Genomic DNA, 13442 nt, shown 5'->3' with positions numbered 1-13442 from the left:
GAGCGGGCAGTACCCCCAATACCGCGGGGGCCGGCAGGGGATCTCAGGGGGCGAGGCCGGGCATCTGCTTGATGCCGAACTCCCGGCGCAGCGCCGAGCGCGCCGCGAAATAGCCCGCCATGCCGTGCACCCCGCTGCCGGGCGGCACGGCCGACGAGCACAGGTAGGCCTTGTCGATCGGGGTCGACCATGGGTTCCACCGCAGCGCCGGGCCGGTGACCGCGCTGAACATGTTCGCCCCGCCCACCCCGATGTCGCCGCCGACCAGATTGGCGTTGTGATCGGACATGTGGGCCGCGGGCACACTGCGCACACCCACCACCAGGTCGCGGAAGCCCGGCGCGAAACGCTCGAACACGCCGATGACGGTGTCTGCGATGTCGACGGTCGACCCCGACGGCACATGCGCGTAGGTCCACAGCGGCCGTCGGCCCTGCGCATCGATGCGGCCGGGATCGCTCAGATGCGGCAGCGCGGCCAGAATCATCGGCCAGTCGGCATGGCGCCCCGCGGCGACCTCGCGTTCGGCGCACGCCATGGTGGCCCTGTCCCCGCCGAGGTGCAGCGTCGGCACCTGCGCCAGGCGGCTGTCCCGCCACGGAATCTCCCCGGACAGCACGAAATCGACCTTCGCGACGCCGGGGCCGTAGCGGTAGCGCCGCAGCGTCCGCGCGTAACCCGCGGGGACGGCATCGCCGTAGATGCGCAGCAGCGCGGTCGGCGCGGTGTCGTAGAGCACCACCCCCTCCGGCGGGCTGGTGACCTCTTCCCCGACCACGAGCTCGCCGCCGTGGCGGCGCAGGTCGGCGACCAGTGCGTCGGGGATGGCCTGCGAGCCGCCGACGGGGATCGGCCAGCCGGCGGCGTGGGCCAGCGAGGCCAGCATCAGTCCGGCGCCGGCGCTCACCAGCGACGGCATCTGCGAAATCGCATGTGCGGCAACCCCACTGAACAGTGCCCGGGCGTCTGCACCGCGCAGGGCGTTCCAGGCCGGGCTGCCCTGGAGCAGAATGCGCGGCGCGAAGTGCAGCGCCGCGGTGATGCTCGGAGGGATCGACCGCTTGTCCCCGAGGATCAGGCCGACGACGCCGTCGCTGTCGTCGGCCAGCGGGCCGAGTAGGCGTCGCCACGACGCGCCGTCCTCGAGCTCGGCGCAGGTGCGGTCCAGGTCGCGGTAGGCGATCGCGGCGGGCCGGCCCGGCAGCGGGTTGGCGTAGGAGATCTCGGGGGCGGCCAGCGTCACCCCGCGGGCCGGCAGATCGAATTCGGCGAAGAACGGAGACGCCAGCCCCAGCGGGTGCACCGCCGAACAGACGTCGTGGGTCACCCCGCCGAACTCCGGGTCGGGCAGGGTGCGTGCCCCACCGCCGAGCGTGGGCTGGGCCTCGATCACCCGGACCGCCAGACCGGCCCGTGCGCAGACCACCGCAGCTGCCAACCCGTTGGGGCCGCTTCCGACGACCGTGACGTCGACATCCATGCCCGGTCGGTCCCCTGTCCTCGCGTCGGTCGGTCGCAGCGCCCGCTCCTGCCCTCACCGTCGAAAGTACCGCCCTTTAGGCTGGGCGGGTGAGTCTGCCTGTTGTATTGATCGCCGACAAGCTGGCCCCTTCCACGGTGGAAGCCCTGGGGGACCAGGTCGAAGTCCGCTGGGTCGACGGCCCTGATCGGGAGAAGCTGTTGGCCGCGGTGGCCGACGCGGACGCGCTGCTGGTGCGTTCGGCGACCACCGTCGACGCCGAGGTACTGGCCGCGGCGCCCAAGCTGAAGATCGTGGCGCGGGCCGGCGTCGGCCTGGACAACGTCGATGTCGACGCTGCCACGGCGCGCGGTGTGCTGGTGGTCAACGCGCCGACGTCGAACATCCACAGCGCCGCCGAACATGCGCTGGCGCTGCTGCTGTCCACCGCCCGCCAGATCCCCGCCGCCGACGCGACGCTGCGTGAGCACACCTGGAAGCGGTCGTCGTTCATGGGGACCGAGATCTACGGCAAGACCGTCGGCGTGGTGGGGCTGGGCCGCATCGGCCAACTGGTCGCCCAGCGGCTGGCCGGGTTCGGCGCCCACGTCACCGCCTACGACCCCTACGTGTCGCACGCCCGGGCGGGACAGCTGGGCATCGAGTTGCTCTCGCTCGACGAGCTGCTCTCGCGCGCCGACTTCATCTCCGTGCATCTGCCCAAGACCAAGGAGACCGCCGGTCTCATCGACCGCGATGCGCTGGCCAAGACCAAACCCGGCGTGATCATCGTCAACGCGGCACGGGGCGGCCTGATCGACGAGCAGGCACTGGCCGACGCGATCGCCGACGGGCACGTCCGCGGCGCGGGTCTGGACGTGTTCGCCACCGAGCCGTGCACCGACAGCCCGCTGTTCGAACTGCCCCAGGTCGTCGTGACACCCCACCTGGGCGCATCGACCGCCGAGGCCCAGGACCGGGCCGGCACCGACGTCGCGGCCAGCGTGAAGCTGGCCCTGGCCGGTGATTTCGTGCCCGACGCGGTCAACGTCGCCGGCGGCGCGGTGGGCGAGGAGGTCGCGCCGTGGCTGGAACTGGCCCGCAAGCTGGGCCTGCTGGCCGGCGTGCTGTCGAGTGAGGCTCCGGTCTCGTTGTCGGTCCGGGTCTGCGGCGAGCTCGCCTCCGAAGAGGTCGAGGTGCTCAAGCTCTCGGCGCTGCGCGGCTTGTTCTCCGCCGTGATCGAGCACCCGGTCACGTTCGTCAACGCGCCCGCCATCGCGGCGGAGCGGGGGGTCGAGGCGTCGATCACCGCCGTCACCGAAAGCCCGAACCACCGCAGCGTGGTCGACGTCCGGGCGGTCAGCGCCGACGGCGGCTCGGTCAACGTCTCGGGCACCCTCTCCGGGCCTCAGCTGGTCGAGAAGATCGTGCAGATCAACAGCCGCAACTTCGACCTGCGCGCCGAAGGCGTCAACCTGATCATCAACTACGACGATCAGCCCGGCGCCCTGGGCAAGATCGGCACCCTGCTCGGCGGCGCCGGGGTCAACATCCATGCCGCCCAACTGAGCCAGGACGCCGACGGGGCCGGCGCCACCATCATGCTGCGCCTCGACCGCGACGTACCCGCCGACGTCCTGGCCGGTATCGGCCACGACGTGCATGCCGCAACCCTGGAAGTGGTCGACCTGTCATGACACAGACGTTGAGGCTGGGCGTCATCGCCGGCGACGGCATCGGGCCGGAGGTCATCGGCGAAGCCCTCAAGGTGCTCGACGCCGTGCTCCCGGACGTCGACAAAACCGAGTACGAGCTCGGGGCACGCCAGTACCACCGGACCGGAGAGGTACTGCCCGAGTCGGTCCTCGAGGAACTCAAGGGCCACGACGCGATCCTGCTCGGCGCGATCGGTGACCCGTCGGTGCCCAGCGGTGTGCTTGAGCGCGGGTTGTTGCTCCGTATCCGATTCGAACTCGACCACCACATCAACCTGCGGCCGGGTCGCCTCTATCCGGGTGTGGCCAGTCCGCTGGCCGGCAATCCGGAGATCGATTTCGTGGTCGTCCGGGAAGGCACCGAGGGGCCCTACACCGGAAACGGGGGGGCCATCCGGGTCGGCACCCCGCACGAGGTCGCCACCGAGGTCAGCGTCAACACCGCCTACGGCGTGCGCAGAGTCGTGCAGGACGCGTTCGGCCGGACCATGCAAAGGCGTAAGCACCTGACGCTGGTGCACAAGAACAATGTGCTCGCCTACGCCGGGTCGCTGTGGTGGCGCACCGTGCAGGCCGTGGCCGCCGAGTACCCCGACGTCGAGGTGGCCTATCAGCACGTCGACGCCGCGACCATTCACATGGTCACCGACCCGGGCCGATTCGACGTCATCGTGACCGACAATCTGTTCGGCGACATCATCACCGATCTGGCGGCTGCAGTGTGCGGCGGTATCGGACTGGCCGCCAGCGGCAACATCGATGCCACGCTGACCAATCCGTCGATGTTCGAACCGGTCCACGGCAGCGCGCCCGACATCGCCGGGCAGGGCATCGCCGATCCTACCGCCGCGGTCATGTCGGTGTCGCTGTTGTTGTCCCACATCGGCGAGATCGACAAGGCCGCCCGCGTCGACCGGGCCGTCGCCGAGCACCTGGCCACCCGCGGGCAGGAAACCTTGTCCACCACGCAGATCGGCGAACGCATCCTGAGCAAGCTCTAGAGATCCTCGGAGATGGCGCCGCTGACACGGCAGTGTCTGCTGTTCGCTGTCGGGTCGTCGCTGTTCGCGCTGGCCACGATGCCGGGATTCCCATCCTGGGCCGGCGCCGGGGCGGCCAACGCCGCCTGCTTCGTCGGGTCGTGGTTCTTCACCACCGCTGCAGGTCTGCAGCTGGCGGCGGCGGATCGGCACAGGCGGCCCGAATGGTACTCAGCAGCAACGCAGTTCGTCGGCACGCTGCTGTTCAATCTGAGTACCGGCGCGGCGGTGTGGGCGCATGTGGTCACCGAGCAACGTCGCTACGTGTGGACCCCCGACGCCACCGGATCGCTGGCGTTCCTGATCAGCGGGGTCCTGGCGATGGCGGCGGTGATCGCCACGTCCGGGCTAGTCGCGGTGCGGTCACGTGCCTGGTTGGCCGCGGCGCTGAACCTGATGGGGTGCCTGGCCTTCGGTGTCTCGGCGACCGGAGCGTTCATCCGGGAAAGCGGTGTGACCGCCGACGAACGGCTGGCCAACCTCGGCACCTTCGTCGGTGCGCTGTGCTTTCTCGCGGCCGCGTTGACGAGTCTGCCGCGATCGTCGCGCCGGTGAACGCGCGGTGGTCAGTGCCGGCGTACCGGCACCGCCGGAACCGCCAGCAGCGGGAACAGCGCACAGACCGCGAACGCGACTGAGAACCCGGCGATTCCGATCAATCCGCCGAACAGCGGTGGCGCGATTCCCTGGGTCAACAGCTGGCTGGTGTTCTGGGTGCCCAGCGCACGGCCACTCCAGAACGGCCCGGCGAACTCGGCGATCGCGGTGAAGGCCAGCCCGTTGTCCGACACCGTGATCACCGAGGCGACCACCATCACCGCGACGCTGACCGGAGAGTCGAACCAGTCGCTGACCGCGAGCAGGCCCATGGCCAAAGCCGCGGCCATCGCGATCGTCCGGATCGGTCGCAGGCGGGCGTCGAGCACGTCGCCACGGCGGCGCAGGACGCTGTCCGACCATCGGCCGGCGGTGATTCGTCCGCCGGCTCCGAGGAACTGGGCCGCCATGACCAGCGCACCGGCGGATCCGGGCGACCATCCGCGCTCGGCGATCAGCCACACCAGCGTGAACGTCCAGATCAACACCTGGGGGACGACCAGCAGCACCGAGGTGACGTGGATGCGCCACAGCAGCGACGACCCGCGGTACGGGTTGGTGAGGTCACTGTCGGCGGCCTCGGCGCGCGGCGGCCGTGGCGGATCGATCACCATCACCGCGCACATCACCGCGGCGGCCGCGCACACCACGGCCGGGAACAGCAGCGCGGCAGCGACTCCGGAGAACTCGGCCAGCCGCGGGATCACCAGGGCGCCGACCCCGACACCCAACGGCTGTGCCGTCTGCCGAATGCCCATGACCAGGCCGCGGCGTTGCGCGTCGAACCACCCGACGACCAGTCGTGCGCTGGCGGTGTTGCTGCTGGCGGCGGCCATGCCGCCCAGGAACAGGAAGACGCCGATGGTGACCAGCGAGTCTGCCGCGGCCGCGGCGAAACCGGCCGCGGCGGTCAGCGCCGAGCCCAGCGTCAGCACCAGGCGTTCGCCGACCCGGTCCACGACGTACCCCCAGGCGATCAGCGTCGTCACCATGCCCAGACTCGGGAGCGAGGACATCAGCCCCGCCGCAGCCAGGTCCAGCCCGCGTTCGTCATGCAGGGTCGGAATCAGGAACGCCACCCCGTTGATGAACACGTTGGCGCACAGCGTCGCCAGCAGAGCGACCACCAGCATGACCCAGCGCCGCAGCGAACCGACCGCCAGCGTGGACATGCGGCCATGGTTCCACAAGCTTCCCATGATGTTGAATACCGGTCTCAAGATATGAGATGTCGAGGAAGCAGCGGCCACCACGCCAGGGCGTCACCGGACGGGCACTAGGCTGACTCCATGCGTCTCGGCCGAATAGCCAGCCCCGACGGGGTCGCCTTCGTCGCCATCGAGGGCCCACCCGACGATCCCACACAGGCGATCGCGCGCGAGATCGCCGAGCATCCCTTCGGCACCCCCACGTTCACCGGCCGGCAGTGGCCGTTGGCCGATGTCCGGCTGCTGGCGCCGATCCTGGCCAGCAAGGTGATCTGCATGGGCAAGAACTACGCCGCCCACATCGAGGAAATGGGCGGCGGCACGTTCGACGACCCCATCATCTTCCTCAAGCCCAACACTGCGATCATCGGACCCAACACCGCGATCCAGCTTCCCGCCGACGCGCACCCGGTGCACTTCGAAGGCGAGCTGGCCGCCGTCATCGGCCGGCCCTGCAAGGACGTACCGGCCGCACGGGCGGCGGAGAACATCCTGGGTTACACCATTGCCAACGATGTGTCGGCGCGCGACCAGCAACAGCAGGACGGGCAGTGGATGCGGGCCAAGGGACATGACACCTTCTGCCCGGTCGGACCGTGGATCGTCACCGATGTAGATCCCGACGACCTGGAGATTCGCACCGAGGTCAACGGAGAGGTCAAGCAGCGCAGCCGAACCTCGCTGATGATCCACGACGTCGGCGCCATCGTCGAATGGGTCTCGGCGGTGATGACGTTGTTGCCCGGAGACCTCATCCTGACCGGGACTCCGGAAGGCGTCGGTCCGCTGGAACACGGCGACCAGGTCAGCATCACCGTCGAAGGTATTGGCACTCTGACCAATCCCGTTGTGCGCAAAGGAAAATCGTGACCGTACGGGTGAGATTCTGTCCGTCTCCGACCGGCATCCCGCACGTCGGCCTGATCCGGACTGCGTTGTTCAACTGGGCCTACGCCCGCCACACCGGGGGCTCGTTCGTGTTCCGCATCGAGGACACCGACGCCCAGCGGGACAGCGAGGAGAGTTACCTGGCGCTGCTCGACGCATTGCGCTGGCTGGGCCTGGACTGGGACGAGGGGCCCGAAGTGGGCGGGCCCTACGGCCCGTACCGGCAGTCCCAACGCCGGGACATCTATGCCGACGTGATCACGCGTCTGCTGGACAGCGGCGAGGCCTACGAGGCGTTCTCGACTGCAGAAGAGGTCGAAGCCCGGCATGTGGCGGCCGGCCGAAACCCGAAGTTGGGCTACGACAACCACGACCGTGACCTCACCGACGAGCAGCGCGCCGAGTTCCGCGCGCAGGGCCGTACGCCGGTGGTGCGGCTGCGCATGCCCGACACGGACCTGACTTGGCACGACCTGGTGCGTGGGGAGACCACCTTCCCGGCCGGATCGATACCCGATTTCGCGCTGACCCGCGGCACCGGTGAGCCGCTCTACACCCTGGTCAACCCGGTCGACGACGCCATGATGAAGATCACACACGTGCTGCGCGGCGAGGATCTGCTGCCCTCCACGCCCCGGCAACTGGCGCTGTACGCCGCGCTGACCAGGATCGGCGTCGCAGAGGCCACACCGCAGTTCGCCCACCTGCCGTCGGTGCTCGGCGAGGGCAACAAGAAGCTGTCCAAGCGCGACCCGCAGTCCAACCTCTTCCTACACCGCGACCGCGGCTTCATCCCCGAGGGGCTGCTGAATTACCTTGCGCTGCTCGGCTGGTCCATCGCCGATGACCGCGACGTGTTCAGCCTCGAAGAGATGGTGACCGCGTTCGACGTCGCCGACGTCAACTCGAATCCGGCCAGGTTCGATCAGAAGAAGGCCGACGCGCTCAACGCCGAGCACATCCGGCTGTTGACCGAAGACGAGTTCTGTCGCCGGCTCGCCGCGCACTTCACCGCGCACGGCTGGCACACCGGGCTCGACGACGCGGGCTTCGCCGAAGCATGCCGATTGGTGCAGACCCGCATCGTCGTGCTCTCCGACGCGTGGGACCTGCTCAAGTTCCTCAACGACAGTGAGTTCACCCTGGATGAGAAGTCGGCCGGCAAGGAACTGCGCGCCGCCTCGGTACCGGTGCTGACGGCTGCTCTGGCGGCCGTGGAGACGCTCGCGGACTGGGATGCCGCCCACCTCGAAGAGGCGCTCAAAGCTGCCCTTGTCGACGATTTGGAGCTCAAACCGCGTAAGGCGTTCGGTCCGGTCCGGGTGGCGGTCACCGGATCCTCGGTGAGCCCTCCGCTGTTCGAATCCATGGAGCTGCTCGGCCGGCAGCGCAGCATCGTCCGGCTGCAGGCCGGCCGGGACCACGCGGCGGCCGCGGCGCCGGGGGAGGCGTGAAAAAGCACCCTGCAATCTTTGGTAGTCTGCTCGTCGGCCCGTCAAAAGGCGCACCGCGGTCCCGCTGCGGTGTGCCGGGTCGAAAAAGGGCCTGTGACCAGCGGTGACAGGCGCCTATTGGGGTATGGTGTAATTGGCAACACAGCTGATTCTGGTTCAGCCATTCTAGGTTCGAGTCCTGGTACCCCAGCGACTACGGTGATTAGGTCAGCAATCTCACCTTCGGCTATGCTGACCCACCGAAGTACAGTTCTGGCCCCCGTCGTCTAGCGGCCTAGGACGCCGCCCTCTCACGGCGGTAGCGTGGGTTCGAATCCCATCGGGGGTACGCATACGGCTCCGGTCCTCATCGAGGATGCGGAGCCGTCTTCATTGGTGTCGGCGCAGGTGTCGCGATGCTCACAGCCGCCGTGTCAGCGCGTCGGCGGCGGCGACGAGGTCGGCCGCCCACCGCGCGCCCGGCCGCCGCCCCATGCGGTCGATCGGACCCGACACCGACACGGCTGCGATCACCGCTCCGCGGGCGTCGCGCACCGGCGCCGAGACACTGGCCACCCCGGGTTCGCGCTCCGCGGCGCTCTGGGCCCAGCCGCGCCTGCGGACCTCGGCCAGGGTCCGGTCGGTGAACTTCGCGGCGGGCAGCACCGCCTGCTGGGTGGTGGCGTCAGCGAAGGCGAGTAGGACCTTGGCCCCCGAACCCGCCGTCATCGGCAGCCGGGTGCCGACCGGGACGGTGTCACGAAGCCCCGCAGGCGGTTCCAGCGCCGCGACGCAGATCCGTGACGTGCCCTCCCGGCGGTACAGCTGCACGCTCTCGCCGGTCAGCTCCCGCAGCCGGGGCAGGACCACCGCGCCGGCGGACAGCAACGGATCCCGGACGTGAGCTGCGAGTTCGGTCACCGCCGGGCCCAGCCGCCACTGGCCGTCGGCGTCGCGGGCCAGCAGCCGGTGGGTCTCCAGTCCCACCGCCAACCGGTGCGCCGTCGCGCGGGGCAGGCCGGTCCGCTCGCACAGATCGCCGAGGCCGCACGGCGACTCGGCCACCGCGTGCAACACCCCGACCGCTTTGTCCAGCACGCCGATGCCGCTATCCTGTCCCATAGAGAGATATTAGCGTCCCAGAATGTGAGATCGTCAAGATGACTGCAGCAGCCACCCCCCGCACCCTCGCCGAAAAGGTGTGGAGCGATCACGTGGTCGTATCCGGCGCCGGTGAGGGCGCCGCACGGGAACCGGACCTGATCTACATCGACCTGCATCTGGTCCACGAGGTCACCAGCCCGCAGGCTTTCGACGGATTGCGGTTGGCCGGTCGGCAGGTGCGGCGCCCGGATCTGACCATCGCGACCGAAGATCACAACGTGCCGACCATCGACATCGACAAGCCGATCGCCGACCCGGTCTCCCGCACACAGGTGGAGACACTTCGGCGCAACTGTGCGGAGTTCGGTATCCGGTTGCATCCCATGGGTGACGCCGAACAGGGCATCGTGCACATCATCGGACCGCAACTGGGTTTGACCCAGCCGGGCATGACGGTGGTCTGCGGTGACAGTCACACCTCCACCCACGGCGCCTTCGGGGCCCTGGCCATGGGCATCGGCACTTCCGAGGTCGAGCATGTTCTTGCCACACAGACACTTCCGCTGCGCCCGTTCAAGACGATGGCGGTCAACGTCGACGGGACGCTGCCGCCCGGCGTCAGCGCCAAGGACATCATCTTGGCCGTCATTGCCAAGATCGGTACCGGCGGGGGCCAGGGCTACGTCATCGAATACCGCGGCAGTGCGATCGAATCGCTGTCGATGGAGGGCCGGATGACGATCTGCAACATGAGCATCGAGGCCGGCGCCCGGGCCGGCATGGTGGCCCCCGACGACACCACCTTCGAGTTCCTGCGGGGCCGTCCGCACGCACCCACCGGACCCGACTGGGACGCCGCGGTGGCCGCGTGGCGGCAGCTGCGCACCGATCCCGGTGCCGAATTCGACACCGAGGTGTACCTCGACGCCTCCACGCTCAGCCCGTTCGTGACGTGGGGGACCAACCCCGGTCAGGGGGTGCCGCTGGCCGGCGCCGTTCCCGACCCGGACATGATGGCCGATGAGGGGGAGCGCCAGGCCGCGGAAAAAGCGTTGGCATACATGGGGCTTCAGGCGGGTACCCCGATGCGCGATATTCCCGTCGATGCGGTGTTCGTCGGCTCGTGCACCAACGGCCGGATCGAGGATCTGCGGGTGGTGGCCGAGGTGCTGCGCGGCCGCACGGTGGCCGACGGTGTGCGCATGCTCGTCGTGCCGGGCTCCATGCGCGTACGGGCCCAGGCCGAGGAGGAAGGGCTCGGCGAGATCTTCCGGGCCGCGGGGGCGGAGTGGCGCCAGGCCGGGTGTTCCATGTGCCTGGGGATGAATCCCGATCAGCTCGCCCCGGAAGAGCGTTGCGCGTCGACGTCGAACCGCAATTTCGAGGGCAGGCAAGGCAAAGGCGGCCGCACCCACCTGGTCTCACCCGCGGTGGCCGCGGCCACCGCGGTGCGGGGAACCCTGTCCTCGCCGGCGGATCTGACACCAGCGGCCGTGGCGCCGCAGACAGGAGAACTGTGATGGAGGCCTTCACGACGCACACCGGGATCGGCGTGCCCCTGCGGCGCTCGAACGTCGACACCGATCAGATCATCCCGGCCGTGTACCTGAAGCGGGTGACCCGAACGGGATTCGAGGACGGACTGTTCGCCGGGTGGCGCTCCGACCCGTCGTTCGTGCTCAATCAGCCGCCCTTCGACCGGGGTTCGGTATTGGTGGCGGGGCCCGATTTCGGCACCGGGTCGTCCCGGGAACACGCCGTATGGGCGCTGATGGACTTCGGCTTCCGGGTGGTCATCTCTTCGCGCTTCGCCGACATCTTCCGGGGCAATGCCGGCAAGGCCGGCCTGTTGGCCGCCGAAGTCGGTCAGGACGACGTGGAAATCCTGTGGAAGTACATCGAGCAGCACCCGGGTGCGGAAATCACTGTAAATCTTCAAGATCGAACAATTGCCGCCGGAACCATCCTGGTGCCGTTCAATATTGACGACTACACCGCCTGGCGATTGCTCGAAGGGCTCGACGATATAGGCCTTACGCTGCGGAAATTGCCCGAAATCGAGGCCTACGAGCGGCGTCGTCCGAGCTGGAAGCCCCGCACCCAGCCAGCCTGAACGGAGGCGTCGAACGGGCGCCTGACGCCGAAATCGCCCGGCTGCGATCCCCTTTTCGCGGCCTCCGGTAGGACAGTTTGCGCGGCAAGCGGATTGAAAAAAGTTCGCTGGCACGGCTTGAAATTGCGCGTGGCTCTTGGAAATCAGCAGCCAATGGGTTTACCGTGTCCACTAGTCGGTCCAAGGAGGACCACTGTTATCCGGAGGTTTTGCATGAATAAAGCAGAGCTCATCGACGTACTCACGGAGAAATTGGGCTCGGATCGTCGGCAGGCCACTGCCGCGGTGGAGAACGTCGTCGACACCATCGTGCGCGCTGTGCACAAGGGCGACAGCGTGACCATCACCGGCTTCGGTGTTTTCGAGCAGCGCCGTCGTGCCGCCCGAGTCGCCCGTAACCCGCGTACCGGTGAGACGGTGAAGGTCAAGCCGACATCGGTTCCGGCGTTCCGGCCCGGCGCTCAGTTCAAGGCTGTCGTTTCGGGCGCCCAGAAGCTTCCGGCCGAGGGCCCCGCGGTCAAGCGCGGCGTCACCGCCGGCAGCACTGCGCGCAAGGCGGCCAAGAAGTCTCCGGCCAAGAAGGCTCCGGCCAAGAAGGCCGCGGCGAAGAAGGCTCCGGCGAAGAAGGCTCCGGCCAAGAAGGCTCCGGCCAAGAAGGCGGCCACCAAGACCGCGGCCAAGAAGGCTCCGGCCAAGAAGGCAGCCACCAAGACCGCGGCCAAGAAGGCTCCGGCCAAGAAGGCAGCCACCAAGACCGCGGCCAAGAAGGCCCCGGCCAAGAAGGCAGCCACCAAGACCGCGGCCAAGAAGGCCCCGGCCAAGAAGACCGCCGCGAAGAAGGCTCCGGCCAAGCGCGGTCGCCGGTAGTCGACGGTTTCACCTCACGCGCCGCGGGTCACCGACCCGCGGCGCGTTGGTGTCCGGGCACGTCAGCGGACGGTGTACCGGCGCGAAAGGACCAGCGGTGTCACTTTTTCGGCGCCAACGGGCTGCCGAGGTGGTCGGCGGCGACCAGACGGCCGTCGACCAGCGACAGCACCCACGTGCTGCCTTTGCGGTTGCGTGACTTGTCCGGCCGGACGCCGTCGCGTTCGCACCACCACGCGATGAGATCCGGTATCACCTTGCCCTGGGTACAGATCACCGGCGTCTGAGCGCTGTCGGCGATCTCGAGCAGCCGGTGGTGGGCGGCTTTCGGCTTGTCGGCGTACGCCTCTTCGGTCAGGGTCGACTCGTCCTGCACGATCGCACCGAGTTCCTCGGCCAGCGGAGCCAGCGTCTGCCGGCACCGAACGCGGTCGGCGGCGAACAGATCCTGCGCGCCGAACGCCAGCAGCAATCCGACGAGTGACTCGGCCTGCGCTCGACCGTGCTTGTCCAGTGGGCGGTTACGGTCATCACCGCGATACCTCGACTTGCTGCCCGCGGTGGCGTGGCGGACGACCAGCACCGTCTTGGTGTCAGCGGGCAGCTTGGCGAACCGCCGCAACACCTTGCGGTCGTGCGGGTAGCCCAGCTGATCCATGGCCTGGCGTACCGGCAACCACTTGAGCTCGTCGACTTCGTGATTGACGGTGAAGTCGCCGCCGACCGCGCGGGCGGCCCAGTACCGGACCTTCTTGACGCCTTCCTCGATCGGGTAGCTCACCGATGCCAGGCGCCGACCCAGCTGGGACTGAAATCCCGTCTCCTCGGCGATCTCGCGCACCGCGGTGACCGGCTCGGTCTCACCGGGATCCACCTTGCCCTTGGGCAGCGACCAGTCGTCATAGCGGGGGCGATGGATGATCGCCACCTCGGGTTCGCCCGAGCCGTCCTGCGGCCGCCAGAGCACGGCGCCGGCGGCGAGCACGATGTTCCTCACTGCCACAGGGTCCTTGGACAC

General features: G+C 68.7%; 12 protein-coding genes and 2 tRNA genes. 10 read left to right on the top strand and 4 right to left on the bottom strand.

What is annotated here, in order from left to right; translation table 11 throughout:
* Positions 1-43: 43 nt before the first annotated feature.
* A complete protein-coding gene (locus G6N31_RS11840) occupies positions 44-1480 on the bottom strand; it encodes a phytoene desaturase family protein (RefSeq protein WP_098005088.1) in 1437 nt (478 codons plus the stop codon).
* Positions 1481-1569: 89 nt separating this feature from the next.
* On the opposite strand from G6N31_RS11840, the gene serA reads away from it, so the two are divergent.
* Genes serA through G6N31_RS11825 form a run of 3 tightly spaced genes read left to right on the top strand, consistent with a single transcriptional unit; the run spans position 1570 to position 4769 of the window.
* The gene (gene serA, locus G6N31_RS11835) at positions 1570-3156 is read left to right on the top strand and encodes a phosphoglycerate dehydrogenase (RefSeq protein WP_098005089.1); all 1587 of its coding nucleotides are present in this window, start codon (positions 1570-1572) and stop codon (positions 3154-3156) included.
* 8 nt (positions 3157-3164) lie between these two features.
* Positions 3165-4175 carry a 3-isopropylmalate dehydrogenase gene (locus G6N31_RS11830; protein ID WP_163722449.1) on the top strand — a complete coding sequence of 337 codons (1011 nt, stop codon included), beginning with the start codon at positions 3165-3167 and terminating at the stop codon, positions 4173-4175.
* Between the two features lie 12 nt (positions 4176-4187).
* On the top strand, positions 4188-4769 hold the full coding sequence (locus G6N31_RS11825) for a hypothetical protein (protein ID WP_098005091.1): 582 nt from the start codon (positions 4188-4190) through the stop codon (positions 4767-4769).
* A gap of 11 nt (positions 4770-4780) precedes the next feature.
* Here the strand turns inward: G6N31_RS11825 and G6N31_RS11820 are convergent, their stop codons facing one another.
* Positions 4781-5983, bottom strand: coding sequence for an MFS transporter (locus G6N31_RS11820; protein WP_098005111.1), 1203 nt, complete (start codon positions 5981-5983; stop codon positions 4781-4783).
* Between the two features lie 117 nt (positions 5984-6100).
* Here G6N31_RS11820 and G6N31_RS11815 point away from each other — a divergent pair, with 117 nt between their 5' ends.
* The 4 genes from G6N31_RS11815 to G6N31_RS11800 all read left to right on the top strand — a co-directional run bounded on the left by G6N31_RS11815 (position 6101) and on the right by G6N31_RS11800 (position 8689).
* Positions 6101-6889, top strand: coding sequence for a fumarylacetoacetate hydrolase family protein (locus tag G6N31_RS11815; protein ID WP_098005092.1), 789 nt, complete (start codon positions 6101-6103; stop codon positions 6887-6889).
* Positions 6886-8361 (top strand): glutamate--tRNA ligase, encoded by a 1476-nt coding sequence (gene gltX, locus G6N31_RS11810; RefSeq protein WP_098005093.1) that lies wholly within the window; start codon positions 6886-6888, stop codon positions 8359-8361. The genes G6N31_RS11815 and gltX overlap by 4 nt, the downstream gene beginning before the upstream one ends.
* A gap of 118 nt (positions 8362-8479) precedes the next feature.
* Positions 8480-8551, top strand: a tRNA-Gln gene (locus tag G6N31_RS11805).
* 65 nt (positions 8552-8616) lie between these two features.
* A tRNA-Glu gene (locus tag G6N31_RS11800) sits at positions 8617-8689 on the top strand.
* Positions 8690-8760: 71 nt separating this feature from the next.
* On the opposite strand, the gene G6N31_RS11795 is transcribed toward G6N31_RS11800, so the two are convergent.
* Entirely contained in the window at positions 8761-9462 is a 702-nt protein-coding gene (locus tag G6N31_RS11795; protein WP_098005094.1) for an IclR family transcriptional regulator, read from the bottom strand.
* 38 nt (positions 9463-9500) lie between these two features.
* Between G6N31_RS11795 and leuC the strand changes: the two genes are divergently transcribed.
* From leuC to G6N31_RS11780, 3 genes are all read left to right on the top strand, one after another.
* On the top strand, positions 9501-10964 hold the full coding sequence (gene leuC, locus G6N31_RS11790) for a 3-isopropylmalate dehydratase large subunit (protein WP_098005095.1): 1464 nt from the start codon (positions 9501-9503) through the stop codon (positions 10962-10964).
* Positions 10964-11557, top strand: a complete 594-nt coding sequence (gene leuD / locus G6N31_RS11785; protein ID WP_098005112.1) for a 3-isopropylmalate dehydratase small subunit — start codon at positions 10964-10966, stop codon at positions 11555-11557. Before leuC ends, leuD begins: the two co-directional genes overlap by 1 nt.
* Positions 11558-11770: 213 nt before the next feature.
* A complete protein-coding gene (locus G6N31_RS11780) occupies positions 11771-12424 on the top strand; it encodes an HU family DNA-binding protein (protein WP_098005096.1) in 654 nt (217 codons plus the stop codon).
* Between the two features lie 100 nt (positions 12425-12524).
* On the opposite strand, the gene mutT1 is transcribed toward G6N31_RS11780, so the two are convergent.
* Positions 12525-13421: an 8-oxo-(d)GTP phosphatase MutT1 gene (gene mutT1 / locus G6N31_RS11775; protein ID WP_272938768.1), complete on the bottom strand. Its 897-nt coding sequence runs from the start codon at positions 13419-13421 to the stop codon at positions 12525-12527.
* Positions 13422-13442: the final 21 nt, after the last annotated feature.

Origin of the sequence: Mycolicibacterium duvalii, assembly GCF_010726645.1 — a bacterium.
Taxonomy (GTDB): domain Bacteria; phylum Actinomycetota; class Actinomycetes; order Mycobacteriales; family Mycobacteriaceae; genus Mycobacterium; species Mycobacterium duvalii.
The sequence above is the reverse complement of the archived record's forward strand: the minus strand, read 5'-3'. Positions and strand labels throughout refer to the sequence as shown.

What these genes read in the sequence shown, in the direction of transcription:
- G6N31_RS11840 (WP_098005088.1), bottom strand. Translation starts at nt 1,480, where the DNA reads ATGGATGTCGACGTCACGGTCGTCGGAAGCGGCCCCAACGGGTTGGCA.
- G6N31_RS11825 (WP_098005091.1), top strand. Translation starts at nt 4,188, where the DNA reads ATGGCGCCGCTGACACGGCAGTGTCTGCTGTTCGCTGTCGGGTCGTCG.
- G6N31_RS11820 (WP_098005111.1), bottom strand. Translation starts at nt 5,983, where the DNA reads ATGTCCACGCTGGCGGTCGGTTCGCTGCGGCGCTGGGTCATGCTGGTG.
- G6N31_RS11815 (WP_098005092.1), top strand. Translation starts at nt 6,101, where the DNA reads ATGCGTCTCGGCCGAATAGCCAGCCCCGACGGGGTCGCCTTCGTCGCC.
- G6N31_RS11795 (WP_098005094.1), bottom strand. Translation starts at nt 9,462, where the DNA reads ATGGGACAGGATAGCGGCATCGGCGTGCTGGACAAAGCGGTCGGGGTG.
- leuC (WP_098005095.1), top strand. Translation starts at nt 9,501, where the DNA reads ATGACTGCAGCAGCCACCCCCCGCACCCTCGCCGAAAAGGTGTGGAGC.
- leuD (WP_098005112.1), top strand. Translation starts at nt 10,964, where the DNA reads ATGGAGGCCTTCACGACGCACACCGGGATCGGCGTGCCCCTGCGGCGC.
- G6N31_RS11780 (WP_098005096.1), top strand. Translation starts at nt 11,771, where the DNA reads ATGAATAAAGCAGAGCTCATCGACGTACTCACGGAGAAATTGGGCTCG.